The sequence below is a fragment of the Aquimarina macrocephali genome, from assembly GCF_051627225.1.
In the GTDB taxonomy this organism is placed as follows: domain Bacteria; phylum Bacteroidota; class Bacteroidia; order Flavobacteriales; family Flavobacteriaceae; genus Aquimarina; species Aquimarina macrocephali.
This window is the reverse complement of the sequence record NZ_CP151795.1, coordinates 207,180-226,143: the sequence shown is the minus strand read 5'-3', so window position 1 is coordinate 226,143 and position 18,964 is coordinate 207,180. Positions and strand designations below refer to the sequence as shown.

Sequence of the window (18,964 nt, the reverse complement as noted above, 5' to 3'; positions counted from 1 at the left end):
TTTTAAAGTTGATTTCTTAAAAGTTTCATTTTTTTTATTTAGACTTGTAGTAACAAATTACTCAGTGAAATAATATACGCTCAATTGAAAATTACTTGGAGTAACTTAATAAAAACTACTCCAAGATTTATAGTCGAGATAATAACATTTAGCAAAAAAAATGTTATTTGAAATATATAAAGTATAGAATTAATTCTTAAAACCTTGAGTCCTATGAAAAGAGTAATTGTTGACTACAAAAAGCTTAATAAAAATATTTTAAACCTACTTGTAGAAAAGTTTCCCGATGGCTATGCCGATAAAGATATTGTTCATTTTAGAAATCAGCATAATGAAGCAATAGAAGCTGTAGAGGTAAGAACAGAAGAGACTATCTATTTGGTTAAAATTAGCAAACGTCTTGCAGATACTATGCAAAGTTTTGAAGAGGAAGAAGAAACTGTAAGCACTACAAGTGATATTCCTGAAGAAGTGCGTGAAGATCAAGTAGCAGATATTGATGATAAATAATCATCATCTTTTTTCGAAATATGCATTTTCTTTGCTTTTGATATTTTTTTTATATGAATTTGGGGATTCTCCAGTTTTGTTTTTAAAAAGCCTGCTAAAATATGAAGGGCTTTCAAATCCCAATATAAAAGAAATTTCTTTCGAACTGATTTGGCTATAGAGTAATAATCGTTTTGCTTCAATAATGATACGATCAATAATAATTTTTTTGCTTGAAGATCCATTGACAAACATTGTGATCTCGGTTAATTTTCTGTTTGATAAACCGAGTTCATGAGCATAAAAATCACATTCGTGATAACTAGAAAAATTAAGTTCTAGCAATTCTAGAAACTTATAATACATCTTTTTTTCATAAGATTGATTTAAATTTTGCTCATCACTATTGATTTCATTACATTTTCGTTGCAATTTTACCAATAAAGTAAGTAATAGAAAAACGATTGTATTTCTTCTCCCATATGAATATAAAGGAGATAGATATTCATAATGAAGCTGGTTTAAAATTGCTTCAAATTGTGATACATCTTCCTTACCTAAAATAATTGTATTTACCTTAGATATGTTATGAATTATGGATAAAAAAGAGATGTTATCGATTGTTTTTTGAAAAGGAATAAGCTCACTATCAAAACGAATTAGAAAACCCTGCATGTTTTTTCCTTTAATGAAATCATGTACCTGTCCTCGCTCTATTAAATAAAAAGTATTCGGAGTTTTCAGGTTTATAATTTCATCGTCTATGTTCTGAAGTGCTTCACCGGATTTAAAATAAATAATCTCATGATATGTATGACGATGCGGGTCTCTTTTTTTTCTATCTCTGTTTTTTTCATGAAGTAAGGGACGCATAAAAAAGGGCAAATCTTTTTTATCCGAAAATTTATCTAATCGAATCAAATCTTTATCTTTCATACATCAAAAATAATCCATTATACATATAAATAGTAGCAGAACAACAAAAAGTGAAACAATTATAGCACTTTTATGAATCAACTTTGTTTTTAAATAAACGAGATTGCAACTAATAAATTATACTATGTTAACTTCATCACAAATAAAAGAGGAAGCAAATCGATTACATGATTCAGAAAAAAATAAAAAACAGGTTGTAGCCACAACAAATTATTTTCCTGAGATGGATATTAATGATGCCTATCAAATTCAGAAAGAGTGGGTTAATATCAAAAAGCAAGAAGGTAGAAAAGTAGTTGGATATAAAATTGGTCTTACTTCTAAGGTTATGCAGGTCGCTATGAATATTAATGAACCTGATTATGGAACACTACTAGACGATATGGTTTATGAAAATGGTTGTGAGATAAAAACTTCCGATTTTTTGGATCCAAGGATAGAGGTAGAATTAGCTTTTGTGTTGAAAAAACCACTTTTCGGAGATACTCTTACAATAGAAGATGTATTGGATGCAACAGATTATGTAGTGCCTGTACTAGAACTTATTGCAGCGCGTACTTTCCGGGTTGATCCCAATACAAATTATAGTAGAACTGTTAAAGACACGATTTCTGATAATGCAGCTAATGCAGGGATCATTTTGGGTAATACCAGAATTAATCCTCGAGATATAGATTTAAGATGGGTAGGTGCATTATTATACAAAAATGGAACTATCGAAGAGTCTGGTGTTGCTGCAGCTGTGCTTGATCACCCTGCCAAAGGTGTTATATGGTTAGCAAAAAAATATGCAAAACACAATATAACGTTAGACGCAGGACAAATCATTTTGGCAGGTTCTTTTACACGCCCGATTATTGTAAAGGCCGGAGATACTATTACTGTTGATTATAATTCACTGGGGAAAATAACTTGTAATTTTATGTAATAACATGAATATTTCTAAAAACTCATTCAAAGAAGCAGTACATAATCGTGAAACCATTTATGGTATATGGAATGGTATTGTAGATACCATTACAGCAGAGATTTTGGCAGGATCTGGATTTGATTGGATTGTAATTGATGGAGAACATGCTCCATTTGATTTACGAACTATTCAGACGCAATTGCAAGTAATGGCAGCATATGATGTGCAGGTTATTGTTCGCCCACCTGTTGGGGATTCTGTACTTATAAAACAGCTTATGGATATCGGTGTGCAAAGCTTGTTAGTTCCGATGGTCGAAAGTGCATCACAGGCAGAAGAACTTGTAAAGGCAATGCGTTATCCCCCAGAAGGCTTTAGAGGCATAGGTACAGCATTGGCAAGAGCATCAAAATGGAATAGAACTAATGATTACTTCCTGGATGCTAATAATGAAATGTGTTTGATCTGTCAGGTGGAATCTGTTGAAGGAATTAATCATTTAGAAGAAATCTTAGCAGTAAATGGGGTAGATGGTGTATTTATAGGACCAGCAGATTTAGCAGGATCAATGGGGTATTTAGGGCAACCCAATCATCCAAAAGTAAAAGAAGTAATAGTAAAAGCCATCCATCGTATTAAGGCGAAAGGAAAAACAGCAGGCTTCCTGTCTACATCAAAAGAAATTGTTAACTATTACAGTGAGCAAGGTGCTAATATGATTGGAGTCGGGATTGATACTCTTCTACTTTCAAAAACAGCAAAAGAATTAGCAGAACACTATAAACCAGAACAAAAAGATAATACGTCAAATACACGTTACTGATTTGTGAAAAGCAAAAAGATTATAGTAGTGAGAATTTGATTCGGCAATAAATATAAATGTATGAAACACGTAAGGTTTGCGTATAATGGAGGAATCCATCAAGGGATTTATGAAAATGATGTTATTCTAAAAGGTACACAAGAATTTAATCCTGATGATGTTATGTTTCTTCCACCCCTTGACCCGCAAGGAGTCGGTAAAGCAATTGGTGTAGCATTAGCGTATGCAGATCATGCTAAGGAATTAAAGTTAGAGATTCCAGAATATCCCATATTGTTTCACAAAATGCCCCACACGATGATTGGGCATAAATCCAATATTATTGTTCCGTCGGGAATAGATTATATGCACTACGAATGTGAACTTGTAGCTGTAATAGGTCGTTCGTGCAGAAAAGTTAAAGCAGCTGATGCATTAGATTATGTTGGATATTATATGGTAGGCAATGAAATTACAGTTCGTGATTTTGTGGTTAATTATTACAGACCACCACTTAAGGCAAAAGGATTTGATACCTGGGGTCCTTGTGGTCCGTGGATGGTAGATGCCAAAGATATAAACCCTAATAATGTTTCCCTTAAAACCTGGGTGAATGGGGAACTAAGACAAGAAGGTAATACCAAAAATATTAGACATAACATTGCAGAATTGATAGAGTATATGTCAGATTTTATGACACTTAATCCCGGCGATATGATTTGGTCAGGAACTCCAGAAGGAGTATCACACATTTATCCGGGAGATACAGTAGTATGTGAAGTATCGGGTATTGGAAAATTAGAAAATTACTTAATAGCAGAATAATGTTAGACGAGAATTTAGAATTATTACATCGGTTTTTACCTCAATTGAAAGAAAGAGGTATCAAGAATCTTATCAATGGAAAAACTGTTGAAGCGATTTCAGGAAAAACATTTGAGAATACAACACCTGTAGATGGAAGTTTTATAACTAATGTAGTAGAAAGTGATAAAGAAGATATTGATAATGCAGCTCGGGCTGCAATGAATGCTTTTACAGGGTGGAAAGCGATGTCTCATAAAAATAGACGAGATATTTTATATGCTATAGCAGAAAAAATAGAAGAACATGCAGATGAAATTGCAGTACTAGAAAGCTATGATACAGGGCAACCTATCCGTTTTATGAAAAAAGCCGCGATTAGAGGTGCTGCAAACTTTAAGTATTTTGCAGATAAAGCCATTGATGCACAAAATGGGTTATCTACACCAGATACCCATCATGCAAATTATACCATGCGTCAACCCATCGGGCCAGTAGGTATCATTACTCCCTGGAATACTCCATTTATGCTAAGTACATGGAAGATAGCACCAGCTCTGGCAGCAGGTTGTACTGTCGTTCATAAACCTGCCGAATTTAGCCCCGTAACAGCAGCTAGACTTGCAGAACTAGCACATGAAGCAGGATTGCCAAAAGGAGTATGGAATGTGGTACATGGTTTTGGAGAAACAGCAGGAAAATCATTGACAGAACATGAACACATAAAGGCAGTTGCATTTATTGGAGAAACTACAACAGGTAGCCGCATTATGAAACAAGGAGCACCAACGTTAAAAAGAGTGCATTTAGAATTAGGAGGACAAAACCCTATTATTGTTTTTAATGATGCTGATGTAGAGAGAGCTCTAGATGCTGCAATTTTTATGAAATACAGCCTTAATGGAGAGCGGTGTACATCAAGTAGTCGATTATTATTACAAAAAGATATCTATTCGGATTTTGTTGAAAAATTAAAAAAGAGAGTCGGTAATATAAAAGTGGGGCATCCATTAGATCCGGTAACAGAAATTGGCCCTATGATTCATCCTTCGCATCAGGAGAAAGTATTGAGCTATGGTGAAATAGGAAAAGGTGAAGGAGCGATTCTGGCAGTAGGTGGTGGTAAACCGGATGGATTAGAAAAAGGATGTTACGTAAACCCAACATTATTTATAGATGCATCAAAAGATATGCGTATTGCTCAGGAAGAAGTTTTTGGACCATTTCTAACCGTAATTCCATTTGAAACTGAAGATGAAGCCATCGAAATAGCTAATGCCGTAAAATATGGATTAACAGCTTATATCTGGACGAAAGATGTAGGTCGTGCACATCGCATAGCACATGAAGTAGAAGCAGGAATGGTATGGATAAATTCGCAAAATGTAAGACACTTACCCACACCTTTTGGAGGAGTTAAATATAGTGGTATAGGCAGAGATGGAGGAGAGTATAGTTTTGACTTTTATATGGAAACCAAAAATATTTCTGTAGCACTAGGAGATCATGAAATCCCAAAATTGGGGATTGAATAAAATTAACATTATGGGAAGAATAGTATTAGCAGCCAAAATAACACATGTTCCAACAATGTTGCTATCCGAGAGACCAGGAAAATTATATGGCTGTAGACAACAAGCTATTGATGGTCATAAAGAAATAGCTCGTCGAGGTCGTGCTAATAAAGCAGATACTATAATTGTTTTAGATACACATTGGCTCGTAAATGCAGGATACCATATCAATGCCGGTAGTTATTTTAAAGGCACATATACAAGTCATGAATTCCCTCAATTTATTCAAAATATGGATTATGAATATTGCGGAAATTCTGATTTAGGAAATGCTATAGCTAGAAAAGCCATGGAAAAAGGAGTGCATACAGAATCTCATAATATTGAATCTCTTACACTTGAGTATGGCACTCTGGTTCCTATGCACTATATGAATCCTGAAAGAGATTTGAAAGTAGTATCTATTGCAGCTATGTGTACGGTTCATAGTCATGAATCTTCTCGCAAGTTAGGAGAAGCTATTGCCGAAGCAGTTGAAGAAAGTGATAATAATGTAATGTTATTGGCATCAGGTTCTCTTTCTCATAAAATGTGGGCAAATGAAGATTATGAAGCAAATAATGGGACTTTTACAATATCAAGCGAGTTTAACCGACAGATGGATCTTCATGTACTTGACTTGTGGAAAAAAGGAGAACATAAAACGTTCTTGAAGCTTTTACCAGAATATGCCGAGAGATGCTCTGGTGAAGGAAATATGCATGATACAGCGATGCTATATGGAGCAATCGGTTGGGATAAATATAAAAATAGATGTGAACAAATAGGAGAATATTTTCCGAGTTCGGGTACAGGACAGGTAAATGTGGTTTTTCCTGTTTCATGAAGTGTATTAATAGTAATACAAATAACCTAATATACTAAGGTAATGCCGCACATAACATTAGAATGTTCAGATAATATAGAAGCAGATTTTAAAGCTATTTTTCAAACTTTAACTAATGAATTTGTAGCTACTGGACATATTCCTCAATTGGGAGTAAAATGTAGAGTTGTACAATCTAGTGATTATTTCATAATTGATGGAAATCCTGATTATAAAATGATAAATCTATTGATTCGTTTACGCGAAGGTCGTTCTCTCGAAGTTCGAAAAGAATTGTCTGAGATAGGTATGAAAGTGTTACAAAAATATTTTGAGAGTGAAATCAATGCGAAAGAGATTATCCTTTCTACAGAGATAAAAGAATTGATAAAGGGACTAGACTTAACCAAAAATGCTGTTAGATAAATGAAATCAATCCAAGAACTTTCGTTACACCCAAAGACTACATCTTTTTTTAGTGATCTGTCTAAGAAAAATTTTATAAATAATGATTGGGTTTTAGCAAATGGTGATGAGGTTGGCCAGGTGATTAATCCTGCTAATGAAGAGGTGATAGCTACCATTCCTATTTCTTCACCAGAAGATGTAAACAAAGCAGTGAGTGCAGCTAAAAAAGCCTTTTATACCCATGAATGGCGAAAAATGCTCCCTGCAGACCGAGAGCGATTACTCTATAAATTAAGTGATTTAATTGAAGAAAATGCAGATCATATCGCCGAAGTAATCACTTTAGAAAATGGAAAACCCTTTGCCGAAGCCAGAAAATCTGAAGTATTAGGCGCAGCCAAAACGTTTAGATACTATGCTGGATGGTGTAGTAAAATTGAAGGAGAAACCTTTAATATTTCTATTCCGCAACCTCATAATAAACAAAATTTTGCTTTTACACGTAGAGAACCTATAGGAGTAGTGGCAGCAGTTATACCCTGGAATACCCCGTTCTCTATTGCAGCCTGGAAACTGGCACCTGCTCTGGCAGCAGGTTGTACAGTAGTATTAAAACCATCGGGAGAAACACCTCTAAATTCTTTGGTGTTAGCAGAACTTATAGCAGAAGCCGGTTTTCCGGCAGGTGTAGTTAATATTATATTAGGTAATGGTAGCACTACGGGAAATGCTTTAGTATCACATCCAGATATTGATAAAGTAACTTTTACAGGATCTACGACTACCGGAAAATCTATAGGAAAAGCAGCTATCGATTCTATTACAGGAATATCATTAGAACTGGGAGGAAAATCTCCTGCAATTGTTTTTGAAGATGCAGATTTGGATTGGGCGTCCCAATGTGTATCACAAGGTATTTTTAGAAATATGGGACAAATTTGTGTTTCAGGTTCCAGAGTGTATATTCAGGAAAAGGTTTATGATAAAGTCATGACTGATATTATGCACAGCGCTCAAAAAATGAAAATTGGACATGGGTTTGAGGATAATGTGACTTTAGGACCTTTGGTGTGTAAATCACATTTAGATACAGTTATCGATTATATAAAATTAGGTAACGAAGAGGGAGCTACCTTGATTTCGGGTGGAAAAAAAATAAAAGATAAAGGGTATTTTTTAGAGCCTGCTATTTTCTCAGCTACAGATAATAACCTTAGAGTACTACAGGAAGAGATTTTTGGTCCTGTACTAGTTGGTGTACCTTTTAAAACTGTTGACGAGGCTATTAAATTAGCTAATCAGACTAATTACGGACTTTCTTCTACTGTTTTCACTAAGGATATTTCTAAATCTATGCGAATGGTAGACGAGCTAGAAGCTGGCTGGGTATGGGTAAACTCTAATGCTCGATCAGATCCTCATTTCCCTTTAGGTGGATTTAAACAATCGGGGATAGGAAAAGAATTAGGAAAAGAGGGATTATATGCTTTTACAAAAACAAAAGCAGTAAATATAGTATACTAAACTATGACAAAATTAACGGGGGGACAGGTCGTTGTACAATCATTGATAAAACAAGGGGTTAAAATAGTCTTTGGTTTACCGGGAGTACAAAACGATTGGTTGTACAATGCATTTTATGATTATCAGGATGAAATATCGGTAATACATACGCGCCATGAGCAAGGAGTAGGGTACATGGCATTAGGATATCACCTGGCATCTGGTGAAACGGCAGTCTATAATGTAGTTCCTGGACCAGGATTCCTTAATAGTTCGGCAGCTTTGTTAACAGCCTATGGATTGAATGCAAAAGTACTAGCATTAGTTGGTCAAACTCCTTTAAAAACTCAAGGAAAAGGTTGGGGTGTATTACATGAGTCTAACGACCAATTGGGGATAATGAAACGCCTTACCAAATATTCGGATAAGGTGAATGATATTAAAGAAATACCACATAAAATACAGAAATCCTTTCAGGAAATGGAAACTGGAAGACCACAGCCAGTGGGATTAGAAATTTCTATGGACTTGTTAATGAGTTCTGATGAAATGGAATTTCCCGCTTTCGCGAAAGCAAAACAAAAAGAAGAAATAGATACATCTATAATTAGCAACATAGCAGAAGCTTTGATCCATGCAAAAAAACCATTAATTTTTGTAGGAAGTGGAGCTATGGATGCCAGTGAAGAAATTACAGCACTGGCTAATTATATGCAAATTCCGGTATTTGCATATCGAACAGGAAAAGGTGTCGTCTCTTCTAGAAATTATCTGAGTCATCCAGTACCGGCTGCGTATGAATTATGGAAAGAAGCAGATGTGGTTGTGGGGATAGGAAGTCATGTACGTATGCCTATATTAAAATGGGGGATTGATGAACACCTGTCATTTATTAGTATTAATATAGATACTAATGATCATGATAAAATTACAACACCAGATATTGCCTTAACAGCTAATGCGGGACAAGCATCAAAAGCAATCTTAGAGGTACTTAAAAACAAAATCCCTCAAAGAGCTAGTAGAGAAAAAGAAATGCAGGCATTAAAAGCTAGTTGGAAAGAAAAAACAGCGTATTTAGAACCTCAAGCTACATATTTGAGAATTATTAGAGAAGAATTACCAGACAATGGGATCTTTGTAGATGAGCTAACACAGGTTGGTTTTGCCAGCAGAATGCTATGGGAAGCCTATGCTCCCAGAACCTATTTATCTACAGGATATATGGGCACTTTAGGATGGGGGTTTCCTACTGCACTTGGAGCAAAAATAGCAAAACCAGAATTACCTGTAGTTACAGTTTGCGGTGACGGTGGGTTTATGTTTGCTGTACAAGAATTAGCTACAGCTGTACATCACAAGATAGGCGTAATCATTTGCTTGTTTAATAATAATGCCTTTGGGAATGTGCAGAATATGCAGATCAATAACTATGGAAATAAGGTGATAGCTAGTGATTTGACGAACCCAGACTTTATCTCAATGGCAAAATCATATGGTGCTAATGCAGAAAAAGTAACAGATTTTGATAGTTTTAGACAAGCAATACAAAAAGCAAAAGAACAAGAATTGCCAACACTAATAGAAATAGGAGTTGGCATTGATATGCCTTCTACAGATCAATTTAAATCAATGCCTAAACTGAGAGGTGTAAAATAATCTATAAAGATGTATACAGATGAAAATAGCTATAATATCAGATATTCATGAAAATTTCCATAATCTTATTCTTGCATTAGAGGAAATTGAAAGACAGAATTGTAAGCACATACTTTGCTTGGGAGATTTAATGAATGCTGGTATAGCAAAAGTATTGTCGTGTTCTACGATTCCTGTATTTACGATTTGGGGAAATAATGATGGCGAAAAAGTAGAAATTACTAAAGTAGCCCATTATCAGAATAGCAATCTTAGTGTAAGCCTGAATACGTATGACTTTTTAGAAATAGATAATCGCAAAATTTTTATTTCTCATTACGATGATCTTGCCATTCCAATGGCAACTTCTAGATTGTATGATGCAGTTTTTTTTGGACATACCCACATATCTTCAATTCAAAAAGAAAATGAAACATGGATTGTAAACCCAGGAGAGATTTCTGCTCATAAAACAGGAATAGCCTCTTTGGCTATTTATGATACAGATACTAATGACGTAAAAATCTTAGAGCTTGAGAATAGTAAAACATTAAAAACAGGATTAGTAACAGAATTTTTTAAGAAAAATAAAGAAGTATTGCAGCTTCGCTCTGAAAAAGCTTTCAATATGTGAAGTAAAACAAAAAGTGCTATAATAATGACACTTTAATTCATTCTGTTTCAAAAACTAATTTTTACTTTTCTAGAGTCCATACCAAAATAATCAAATGATATACAAGAAACATATATTAGACACTAATCCATATAAAGTAGGTGCGACAAAAGCTGAACATGAAAACAAAAGTGAACGCCAAAAAATATACAAGCTTTCTTCGAATGAGAACTTTTTAGGGCCTTCGCCAAAAGCGTTAGAAGCTATACAAGAATCGTTAAATGAACTGTCTGAATATCACCATAGAGATGATTCTTTGTTGAAAAAGGCATTAGCCGATCATTATGACAATGGTGTTAAAGCAAATCAGTATATAACTGCAAATAGTGGTGTAGAAATTATTGATATCATATGTAGAGGATTTTTGGATGCCGATAGTGAAGTAATCGTTTCTTCTCCAACATTTAAAGCTTATGGTAATTTTGCGAGTATAGAAAATGCTACAGTAATTGATATTCCTTTAAAAATACCGGATTTTAGCTTAGATGTAGAAGGAATTATTGATGCGGTTAATGAGAACACACGATTGATATTTTTGACTACTCCCAATAATCCTACGGGAACTATAATTCCTAAAAAAGATGTGGATTATTTATTAGATAATATCCCAGATACTGTTATTGTAATTTATGATGAAGTATATTTTCATTTTGTAGAAGACCCAGATTTTTGTAATGCTGCATATTATATCAAAAAAAATAAAAATGTAATTGCTATTCACAGTTTTTCAAAAGCATATGGATTAGCAGGGATGCGTATTGGTTATGCATTTTCAACCCCTAAAATTGCTTCGTATCTACAGAAAATAAGCAGGCCTTTTATGATTAATGTGTTAAGCACTGCCGCTGCAGTTGCGGCTTTAACAGATGATGAACATATAGAAAACACTCAAAAATTAATTAGCGAACAAAAGAAGTGGATGTATACACAATTTGAGAAGATGGGTATTACATACTGGAAAAGTGAAGCTAATTTTATTTTATTTAGATCTCCAATAGACGAAGAAAAAATAACAAATTCTTTTCTGAAAGCAGGTATTATGGTAAGACCATGTAGTAAGTTTGGAGTTAAAGACCATATTAGAGTAACAGTGGCAACACCGATTATAAATACTATGTTTTTCGAAGTATTAAAAACATTGCTATAAAATTAAACAAACTCTACTATGGATTACTCATCATATATTGTTTTACCCAAAAAAGGAGAATTATATTCGATACTGGATACAGTTGCTTCAAAAGCTAAAATTGTATGTTTTGCAGGATTACCTGGAGTTGGGAAAAGCTTATATGTACAGCAATTTGCCTATATGGCATTACAGAAGAATAGAAAGATCTCTATATTGCAATGGGATGATGCTCGCCAAGGTTTTGAAACAGAAGAGGTGTTGAAAATTTATCCTGAAATCAATGGAGTTACTCATGCAGGTATCCGGAAATCTTGTGGATTATGGTCTAGAAAAGCGGTTTATGATTGGTATCAATTACATAAAAATGATAATGAAATATTAATCCTTGAAGCTCCTTTGGTAGGGAATAGGTTAATAGAATTAGGGAAAAAGATAGAAGATGAACTAGAGCCTATATTATCAAGTGATAATACTCAATTTATACTACCTGTGCCTTCTGATGAACTTAGAAAATTAATAATAAGTAAGCGAGTAAAGACCACAGAGAATCCTAATCATGAAATGGAGAAAGCAGATGCTCAGCCTCATGTACTTATGGCATTATATCGTGAAATATGTGAGGTGGGTAAAAAGTTGGGAATGAAGAAACAATTAAACGAAGACCTTGAATATGATAAATCTTTTTATGAATCACTTTATAGAAGAGTACTTCAAGCAAGGCACGTAAAAACATTATTTGTAGATGAAGCTTTCGAGGTTAATTCGGTATATGATGTTCGTCAAAAATTTTCTAAACTAGCACCTTCAATAGCAGAAGTCTCTTATTTTACATCACAGGTGCAAGAAAAATATCCGACAGATAAACAATTAGAAGTAGAAGTAAATAGTTGGTACGTAGCAAGATAAAATTGAATTGAAAAACTCTTATCTTCTTTAAGTGATGATGGAAATTTGTTTAGATTCTTATAATGGGTTAACAAAACGAAAAACTGATCATAAAGCTCTATTTGGTATTAAATGTAATGATTATGTAGTTGTTCTGGCCAAATACAAACATATATAGATTTAATTATTATGTTTCCAGTATTTATATAGATTGTGTTCTTTTATTTTAAAAACCCTATTTTGCATCATGGGGATGAAGGGGAAATCATTCCAAATACTTAAAAAAAGATGTAAATGAGGAAAACAGAATATTATCTGCTCCTATTTCTTATTGGAACACAATTAAAGGGGCAAACATTGGATAATGAAAACAAAAATTCATTTTTTATTTCGCCAGAAGTAATATTTGGAAAAACGACAGAACCTAATACTGGTTTTCCTAAAACTAAAATGCTTAAATCTATTTTTGTTAGTATAGGAAGTTACAACAAAAAGGTAGATGCACAATGGAGCTCTAGACTGGGATATCCAAAAACCGGACTTGCATTAGGAATTACCGATTTCGGAAATATTGAAAAAGTAGGTAAAGCCTATATTGTAATGCCTTTTGTTGAAATTGGATTGTTTCAAAAAAAAACAAATAGGTGGCATCTTAATATGGGGTTTGGCGCATCCTATATTGATGCAAAGTATGACCCAGAAACAAACCCTTTTAATAAGGCGGTAACAACAAGTCTTAATTGGTCATACAAAACTTTTTTGTATTATGATGTTTTAATAAGTAAATCAACGCAATGGCGTTTAGGACTTGGATATGGCCATTATTCTAACGGACACACAAGATTACCTAACCAGGGACTTAACTCTTTTTTGGTAAGTGCTTCTTCATCTTTTGGAGAACCTCAAACTATTCTTGAGGAAGATGTAACAGCGTTAAGAAAAGAACGAGTCAAATCCTCACAGAACTATTTTTCATTTCGCAGTGGCATAGGTCAAAATGTACTCTCTGAAGAATTTAACGATAAAAAAGAAGTGTATTCTGTTGCATTATCCATGGGTAAAGTTGTTAACAAGATTTTTAAGATTGGAGTTGGTTTTTATGGTAGGTTCTATGAACACTATTATGATTATATCAAAAATGATGAAATGCTAATACAGGAGCAAGTTCCTTTTTTTAAAGAAAAACCTGTTGCATACGCAAGTAATTATGGTTTTTTTTCTAGTACAGAAGTTTTTATAGGACATATTGGTGTAGAATTTGAACTTGGACTTAATATATATAAACCATTTTATAAAATTGAATGGCAGCTGAGTCAGGGAGAAACACGTGGGGATCAATATGTTTTGGGAGAGTTGGATTGGTATTATGAAATAAAACGAACGATTTCTAGTAGGTTAGGAGTGAAATACTATTTGTTTAATACACATACCTCACCCAAAAACAATATTTTTTTTGGAGCAAATATTAATGCAAATTTAGGCCAGGCTGATTTTTCTGAACTTAGTTTAGGATATGTATACCGTTTTGATTTGAAAGAAAGAAAAAAAGAGTATTCAAACTAGTACATTTTTTTGCTACTTATTTAAACCTAACAAATACCTAGCAGCAGCAAAGGGTGTCATTTTGTGTTGTTGCACGGCTTCAATTTTTGAATCTAAAGCAGCTTTAACTTTGGGATTGTTATAAAAAGAGTTTTTTAATTGTTCTTCAATAGTTTGTAGTAGCCAGAACTTATTTTGTTGGATTCTGTTTTTTTCAAAAAATCCATTTTCAGAAGTAATTTTCAGGTATTTTAGGATCATTTTCCAAATATCATCAATACCAGTACCTTCTATAGCACTACAGGTTAGTACTTCTGGAGACCAGCTGTTTTGTGTAAGAGGGTATAAGTGAAGTGCTTTTCTAAATTGATTTTTAGCTTTACGGGCACGTATCAGGTTATCACCATCGGCCTTATTAATTACAAGAGCATCTGCCATCTCTATAATACCACGTTTGATACCTTGTAATTCGTCTCCTGCACCTGCCAATTTTAGTAATAAAAAGAAATCTACCATACTATGCACAGCAGTTTCACTTTGTCCTACACCTACAGTTTCAATAATGATAACATCATACCCTGCAGCTTCACAAAGAATAATAGACTCTCGTGTTTTTTGAGCTACTCCTCCCAGTGAGTTTCCAGATGGAGAAGGACGTATGAAAGCCATAGAGGATCTTACCAAAGATTCCATTCTGGTTTTATCACCTAGTATACTGCCATGTGAAATTGTACTACTAGGGTCTACTGCTAAAACTGCAACTTTTTTCCCTTTTTGTAATAACAAATTACCCAAAGCTTCAATAAAGGTGCTTTTACCTACTCCAGGGACTCCTGTTATACCAATTCTTATAGAATTATTGGCATAAGGAAGACACATCTCGATAAGATCTTGTGCTTTTTCAATATGGTTTTGCTGGGTGCTTTCAATTAATGTAATTCCTTTACTTAAAGCAGCGGTGTCTTGAGCAATGATTGCCTTAAAAATAGGGTCAATTACAACTTCTTTTTGCTGTAATTTTTTAAATCGATCAATTGCTTGACTACTCGTGCTAGAAGGGGCTTTAGTATGTTTGGTAGAATCTTTAGACACAGAATGACTTTATGGCAAAGTTATAAATTCCTTTTGGAAACTTATAATTAATAAATAGACCTTCTGTAATTTTAAGTTTATACTGTATTATGAATCTTATATTGGTACAAACTTATCAAAACAGAATGCATTTATATTTTAATAGGAACCGCAATCGCAGTTCTATCCCATGCAAGATATAATATGGTAAAATCATTTGCATTTTCAAAATAGATAGAAAATTGTTCTATTACATTTAATAAGGGTTGTACAGGCACTTCTACAGTGAGCACGTCGTATGAAACATCTCGTTTTGCAGTACCATCCATATGTACTCCCCAATCATATTCTTTACTATTAAAAATTACTTTCCAAGATTTGGGATTTGGTATGGTCCATAGTGTATAGGTTCCTGCTTTAAGTACAGTGCCATCAACCAGAAGGTCTTTATCTGTTGTAAATGTAGTGGCTTCATTGGCTCCTGTTCTCCATACTTCATTATATGGAACCAGATTACCAAAAATTTCTCTATCCTTTTTGTATGGTCTGTTGTAAAAAACAGTGAAAGTAGCATCTTTTGCTGTATGAGTAACGATTTCTTCAGGACTATGTTTTTTGGTACTTTGCTTCATGAAATACATTCCTGCAAATCCAATCAATACTAATCCTAATAAAATAAGTATTGCTCGTTTTAAAAGTTTTGGCATAACGTTTTTTTAATCCTAAATATACCTCTTTTACAACTTATGTCTATGTTTAAATATTCATAAAAAATAGAAAGTTATAGTAGTTAATTAGATAGAAGAGTACTATTTATACCATTTATACTACAAATACGAATGGGATACAGAAATCATGAGTATATATTATTTTTATTAATTGTTTGATATACAGTATATTGTTGGGGTGATATGATTTTTATGCATAATTTTGCAACATAGAATATATGTTTTCGTCTATATAGATGAGTACGATTTAAAACAGTTTTAAATAATAATCACTAACCATATAAAGTTAAGAAAGTTTGTTACAAAGCGAGCTAATAGAACAATGTAGGATTAACGATCGTAGAGCGCAGATGAAACTCTATAATAAATACTGTGATGGTATGTATTATGTAGCGTTGCGTTTTCTTAAAGATCCATTTGAGGCGGAGGAAGCTATGCAGGAATCTTTCATCAAAGCTTTTACGCGACTTCATCAATTTACAGGAGATGTTACTTTTGGTGCTTGGCTTAAACGAATTGTTATAAATAAGAGCATAGATATGCTAAAAGCTAAGAAAATGAATATGGTTGCGATTAATGAACAGGTTATGACTAGTGTAGAAGAACAGAACGATTGGTCAGTGTCAGATTCTGTTACTGTAGATGAGGTGAAAAAAGCAATCGAAAAATTACCAGAAAAATATAAATATGCCGTCATGCTATTTTTGATAGAAGGGTATGATCATAATGAAATTAGTGAAGTACTGGATATTACACCGGTTTCTTCAAGAACATTGGTACATAGGGGAAAAAAGCAGCTACAGGAAGAATTAAAACATTTGAGACATGGCACAGGATATTAGAGAACTATTAAAGCAGGATAAACAGATTCCTGTTGAGCAAATAAGAAAAGGGCATCAACAAAGGTTTATGTCTAGAATGGAGAATGAACTGCCTAAAAAGATCAGAAGGTTTGATTATAAATGGCTTAATATTGCTGCTAGTATTGTTGTTATTTTTTCGGTTTCTTTACTTACGTATAATCAACTTGGGAGTAGTGGTGCCGAAGGACCTGATATAGTAGATTTAGATACTGCTCCTGTAAAAAATTCCTCTGTAATATTAGCAAAACAATCTTCCCCTTTGGCAGAAATATCTCCCGAGTATCAAGAAGTAGAAAATAGTATACTTACCAGTATAAAATTTCAATTATCACAGATTACAATCGATGATACTAATAGAGAATTGGTAGAAAGTTTTATGTCCAGATTGGATAATCTTGATAAAGAATACCAAAAACTTAATAAAGAATTAATAGAGGTTGGACCCAATGTTCAAAGTGTAGAGGCTATGATGGAGAATTTGACAATAAGATTATCTCTTTTAAATAGACTAAAAGACAAACTAAAAGAATTAGAGCGAATTGAAAACGAAAATTACAATGAAGTACAGGCTTAATGTAGCGACTCTTGGTTTATTGTGCTGTGCAGGCTTATTTGCACAAGATAGACAAGATAAATTAAATGAAAAGCTCGCAGTAAATAAAGATGTTACTGTCGTTCTTAATACGAGTCATACTAATATTGTTTTTGAAACTTGGAATAAAAACACAATCGAGGTAGAAGCTTACTTAGAGGGTAATCTTTCTGATGAAAACAGTAAGCACATCCTTGATAGTTGGCAGGTGGATGTATTAGGAGATAGCCAGAAAGTAACTATTAATTCTACTGCTGGAAATTTATGGAGTAGAAAGGTCACTGCTTCCAGTATTACAATGGATAGAAAGAACTTACAGGAATTAAGGATGTTAAGCCCTATGATTACTGATATGTTAGGGCCTCTTATGGAAAACATAGCTAAAAACCCTATGCCAAGTACTCTTTCTCAAAATCAAGCTAACGTTAATTTTAAGAACGGAACAGCCAATAAAGAAAATGATGAAAAATATATTAAGCAATGGGAGAGCCAAATACGTGAAAAATTTATTGATGAACAAAAACAAAAATGGGCTAAACAATTTGAAGCTGACCCTAAAAACAAGATAAAATTAGAAACCTGGGGAGCACAATATGAAAAACAAATGGATGCATGGGCATCTCAATTAATACAAGATATTGGTAAACAGCAAACCGGAACGGCTAATGTTACAGTCTACAGGTATAGCACTAGTAGAATTAATACTAATAGCACAAGTAAAATTATTAAGGTACGTATTCCTAAAGATGCCAAATTAAGACTTAATATTCGTCATGGAGATGTGCAATTAGCAGAAAAAGCTAATAATATTAAAGCTTCTCTATCTCATACTAAGCTCTCTGCTAATGTTATAGATGGTAAACAAACGTTTATTAAAGCTTCTTATTCTCCTGTTTTTGTTCGACAATGGAACGATGGTAGATTAATGATTAATTATGTAAAGAATTGTAGAATACAAAATGCTAAAAACCTTCTTGTTAATGCTGATTCTAGTAATGTTTTTATTCAACAACTTGACGAAAATGGAGCAATCTCAGGAAGTTTTGGAGTAATTACTATAGCTAATCTCGGAGAATCTTTTTCTACTCTGGATCTGGCAGTTCAAAACAGTGATTTTAAATTAAATTTACCCGAAACAGCATTTAACTTATCGTACAGTGGAGCTCAAAGTATAATTTCTTTGCCTAAAACTTTGGAAATAAATACAAGAAAGAATTTTGGTAATGTGTTTGTTAATGGATTCCAAAATACACGTAGTACAGACAAAATGATTACAATTAATGCTAAGTATAGCAAAGTTGTATTAAATAATAAATAAAGTTTTTTCATAGTAATGTAGTGTTAATTATAGAAAAGCTCTATCGGTTTAGACTGGTAGGGCTTTTTTAGTTGTATAACCCTAGATTTTAATTCAAACACATTCAGGTCTTTGCCCTAAAATAGAAATGAATTTAAAAATAGTACTACTAAGTAATTGGTTAGATTTTTAAGTTCATATTAGATCAACTTTAACTTAACATACCATATTTTCTTTCTATTTGATTAGGGGAAAAGCGTAAGTATATTACAGAATAAGTCTTTTAATCTGTTGATTTTTGCTCTTTATCTGATT

The 18,964-nt window shown here is 33.5% G+C and carries 19 protein-coding genes; 16 read left to right on the top strand and 3 right to left on the bottom strand.

Annotation, left to right across the window (positions count from 1 at the left end; translation table 11 throughout):
• The first annotated feature begins 213 nt into the window (after positions 1 to 213).
• Positions 214 to 510, top strand: coding sequence for a hypothetical protein (locus tag AAFU52_RS00980; RefSeq protein WP_024772168.1), 297 nt, complete (start codon positions 214 to 216; stop codon positions 508 to 510).
• Between the two features lie 3 nt (positions 511 to 513).
• Here the strand turns inward: AAFU52_RS00980 and AAFU52_RS00975 are convergent, their stop codons facing one another.
• Positions 514 to 1,425, bottom strand: a complete 912-nt coding sequence (locus AAFU52_RS00975) for an AraC family transcriptional regulator (protein WP_024772169.1) — start codon at positions 1,423 to 1,425, stop codon at positions 514 to 516.
• A 124-nt stretch (positions 1,426 to 1,549) separates the two neighbouring features.
• Here AAFU52_RS00975 and hpaH point away from each other — a divergent pair, with 124 nt between their 5' ends.
• From hpaH to AAFU52_RS00915, 12 genes are all read left to right on the top strand, one after another.
• Positions 1,550 to 2,353, top strand: coding sequence for a 2-oxo-hept-4-ene-1,7-dioate hydratase (hpaH, locus tag AAFU52_RS00970; RefSeq protein WP_438424781.1), 804 nt, complete (start codon positions 1,550 to 1,552; stop codon positions 2,351 to 2,353).
• Positions 2,354 to 2,357: 4 nt separating this feature from the next.
• The gene (locus AAFU52_RS00965; RefSeq protein WP_024772171.1) at positions 2,358 to 3,158 is read left to right on the top strand and encodes an aldolase/citrate lyase family protein; all 801 of its coding nucleotides are present in this window, start codon (positions 2,358 to 2,360) and stop codon (positions 3,156 to 3,158) included.
• A gap of 60 nt (positions 3,159 to 3,218) precedes the next feature.
• The gene (locus AAFU52_RS00960; protein WP_438424777.1) at positions 3,219 to 3,962 is read left to right on the top strand and encodes a fumarylacetoacetate hydrolase family protein; all 744 of its coding nucleotides are present in this window, start codon (positions 3,219 to 3,221) and stop codon (positions 3,960 to 3,962) included.
• Positions 3,962 to 5,476 carry a 5-carboxymethyl-2-hydroxymuconate semialdehyde dehydrogenase gene (gene hpaE, locus AAFU52_RS00955; RefSeq protein ID WP_438424775.1) on the top strand — a complete coding sequence of 505 codons (1,515 nt, stop codon included), beginning with the start codon at positions 3,962 to 3,964 and terminating at the stop codon, positions 5,474 to 5,476. The genes AAFU52_RS00960 and hpaE overlap by 1 nt, the downstream gene beginning before the upstream one ends.
• Before the next feature lie 10 nt (positions 5,477 to 5,486).
• Positions 5,487 to 6,341, top strand: coding sequence for a 3,4-dihydroxyphenylacetate 2,3-dioxygenase (hpaD, locus tag AAFU52_RS00950; RefSeq protein WP_438424773.1), 855 nt, complete (start codon positions 5,487 to 5,489; stop codon positions 6,339 to 6,341).
• 42 nt (positions 6,342 to 6,383) lie between these two features.
• Positions 6,384 to 6,746, top strand: a complete 363-nt coding sequence (locus AAFU52_RS00945; protein ID WP_024772175.1) for a 5-carboxymethyl-2-hydroxymuconate Delta-isomerase — start codon at positions 6,384 to 6,386, stop codon at positions 6,744 to 6,746.
• The gene (locus AAFU52_RS00940) at positions 6,747 to 8,252 is read left to right on the top strand and encodes an aldehyde dehydrogenase family protein (protein ID WP_438424771.1); all 1,506 of its coding nucleotides are present in this window, start codon (positions 6,747 to 6,749) and stop codon (positions 8,250 to 8,252) included.
• A gap of 3 nt (positions 8,253 to 8,255) precedes the next feature.
• Complete coding sequence (locus AAFU52_RS00935) at positions 8,256 to 9,890, top strand: thiamine pyrophosphate-dependent enzyme (RefSeq protein WP_438424770.1); 1,635 nt, start codon at positions 8,256 to 8,258, stop codon at positions 9,888 to 9,890.
• 19 nt (positions 9,891 to 9,909) lie between these two features.
• Positions 9,910 to 10,503 (top strand): metallophosphoesterase, encoded by a 594-nt coding sequence (locus AAFU52_RS00930; RefSeq protein ID WP_438424768.1) that lies wholly within the window; start codon positions 9,910 to 9,912, stop codon positions 10,501 to 10,503.
• A gap of 94 nt (positions 10,504 to 10,597) precedes the next feature.
• Positions 10,598 to 11,689, top strand: a complete 1,092-nt coding sequence (gene hisC, locus AAFU52_RS00925; protein ID WP_438424766.1) for a histidinol-phosphate transaminase — start codon at positions 10,598 to 10,600, stop codon at positions 11,687 to 11,689.
• Positions 11,690 to 11,707: 18 nt separating this feature from the next.
• Positions 11,708 to 12,577 carry a hypothetical protein gene (locus AAFU52_RS00920; protein WP_438424764.1) on the top strand — a complete coding sequence of 290 codons (870 nt, stop codon included), beginning with the start codon at positions 11,708 to 11,710 and terminating at the stop codon, positions 12,575 to 12,577.
• Between the two features lie 273 nt (positions 12,578 to 12,850).
• Positions 12,851 to 14,119 (top strand): acyloxyacyl hydrolase, encoded by a 1,269-nt coding sequence (locus AAFU52_RS00915; protein ID WP_084050532.1) that lies wholly within the window; start codon positions 12,851 to 12,853, stop codon positions 14,117 to 14,119.
• Between the two features lie 12 nt (positions 14,120 to 14,131).
• On the opposite strand, the gene meaB is transcribed toward AAFU52_RS00915, so the two are convergent.
• Positions 14,132 to 15,190, bottom strand: coding sequence for a methylmalonyl Co-A mutase-associated GTPase MeaB (gene meaB, locus AAFU52_RS00910; RefSeq protein ID WP_024772182.1), 1,059 nt, complete (start codon positions 15,188 to 15,190; stop codon positions 14,132 to 14,134).
• A 131-nt stretch (positions 15,191 to 15,321) separates the two neighbouring features.
• The gene (locus tag AAFU52_RS00905) at positions 15,322 to 15,876 is read right to left on the bottom strand and encodes a DUF2911 domain-containing protein (protein WP_438424762.1); all 555 of its coding nucleotides are present in this window, start codon (positions 15,874 to 15,876) and stop codon (positions 15,322 to 15,324) included.
• 371 nt (positions 15,877 to 16,247) lie between these two features.
• Between AAFU52_RS00905 and AAFU52_RS00900 the strand changes: the two genes are divergently transcribed.
• From AAFU52_RS00900 to AAFU52_RS00890, 3 genes are read left to right on the top strand one after another with little or no spacing between them, the layout of a single operon-like run.
• Complete coding sequence (locus tag AAFU52_RS00900; protein WP_051473846.1) at positions 16,248 to 16,739, top strand: RNA polymerase sigma factor; 492 nt, start codon at positions 16,248 to 16,250, stop codon at positions 16,737 to 16,739.
• The gene (locus AAFU52_RS00895) at positions 16,723 to 17,334 is read left to right on the top strand and encodes a hypothetical protein (RefSeq protein WP_438424760.1); all 612 of its coding nucleotides are present in this window, start codon (positions 16,723 to 16,725) and stop codon (positions 17,332 to 17,334) included. Before AAFU52_RS00900 ends, AAFU52_RS00895 begins: the two co-directional genes overlap by 17 nt.
• A complete protein-coding gene (locus tag AAFU52_RS00890) occupies positions 17,318 to 18,670 on the top strand; it encodes a hypothetical protein (protein WP_024772186.1) in 1,353 nt (450 codons plus the stop codon). The genes AAFU52_RS00895 and AAFU52_RS00890 overlap by 17 nt, the downstream gene beginning before the upstream one ends.
• Positions 18,671 to 18,964 lie beyond the last annotated feature (294 nt).

Excerpts from the sequence above, each read along its gene's own strand:
- AAFU52_RS00980 (WP_024772168.1), top strand. The coding sequence starts at position 214 with ATGAAAAGAGTAATTGTTGACTACAAAAAGCTTAATAAAAATATTTTA.
- AAFU52_RS00975 (WP_024772169.1), bottom strand. The coding sequence starts at position 1,425 with ATGAAAGATAAAGATTTGATTCGATTAGATAAATTTTCGGATAAAAAA.
- hpaH (WP_438424781.1), top strand. The coding sequence starts at position 1,550 with ATGTTAACTTCATCACAAATAAAAGAGGAAGCAAATCGATTACATGAT.
- AAFU52_RS00965 (WP_024772171.1), top strand. The coding sequence starts at position 2,358 with ATGAATATTTCTAAAAACTCATTCAAAGAAGCAGTACATAATCGTGAA.
- AAFU52_RS00960 (WP_438424777.1), top strand. The coding sequence starts at position 3,219 with ATGAAACACGTAAGGTTTGCGTATAATGGAGGAATCCATCAAGGGATT.
- hpaE (WP_438424775.1), top strand. The coding sequence starts at position 3,962 with ATGTTAGACGAGAATTTAGAATTATTACATCGGTTTTTACCTCAATTG.
- hpaD (WP_438424773.1), top strand. The coding sequence starts at position 5,487 with ATGGGAAGAATAGTATTAGCAGCCAAAATAACACATGTTCCAACAATG.
- AAFU52_RS00945 (WP_024772175.1), top strand. The coding sequence starts at position 6,384 with ATGCCGCACATAACATTAGAATGTTCAGATAATATAGAAGCAGATTTT.
- AAFU52_RS00940 (WP_438424771.1), top strand. The coding sequence starts at position 6,747 with ATGAAATCAATCCAAGAACTTTCGTTACACCCAAAGACTACATCTTTT.
- AAFU52_RS00935 (WP_438424770.1), top strand. The coding sequence starts at position 8,256 with ATGACAAAATTAACGGGGGGACAGGTCGTTGTACAATCATTGATAAAA.
- AAFU52_RS00930 (WP_438424768.1), top strand. The coding sequence starts at position 9,910 with ATGAAAATAGCTATAATATCAGATATTCATGAAAATTTCCATAATCTT.
- hisC (WP_438424766.1), top strand. The coding sequence starts at position 10,598 with ATGATATACAAGAAACATATATTAGACACTAATCCATATAAAGTAGGT.
- AAFU52_RS00920 (WP_438424764.1), top strand. The coding sequence starts at position 11,708 with ATGGATTACTCATCATATATTGTTTTACCCAAAAAAGGAGAATTATAT.
- AAFU52_RS00915 (WP_084050532.1), top strand. The coding sequence starts at position 12,851 with ATGAGGAAAACAGAATATTATCTGCTCCTATTTCTTATTGGAACACAA.
- AAFU52_RS00905 (WP_438424762.1), bottom strand. The coding sequence starts at position 15,876 with ATGCCAAAACTTTTAAAACGAGCAATACTTATTTTATTAGGATTAGTA.
- AAFU52_RS00900 (WP_051473846.1), top strand. The coding sequence starts at position 16,248 with ATGAAACTCTATAATAAATACTGTGATGGTATGTATTATGTAGCGTTG.
- AAFU52_RS00895 (WP_438424760.1), top strand. The coding sequence starts at position 16,723 with ATGGCACAGGATATTAGAGAACTATTAAAGCAGGATAAACAGATTCCT.
- AAFU52_RS00890 (WP_024772186.1), top strand. The coding sequence starts at position 17,318 with ATGAAGTACAGGCTTAATGTAGCGACTCTTGGTTTATTGTGCTGTGCA.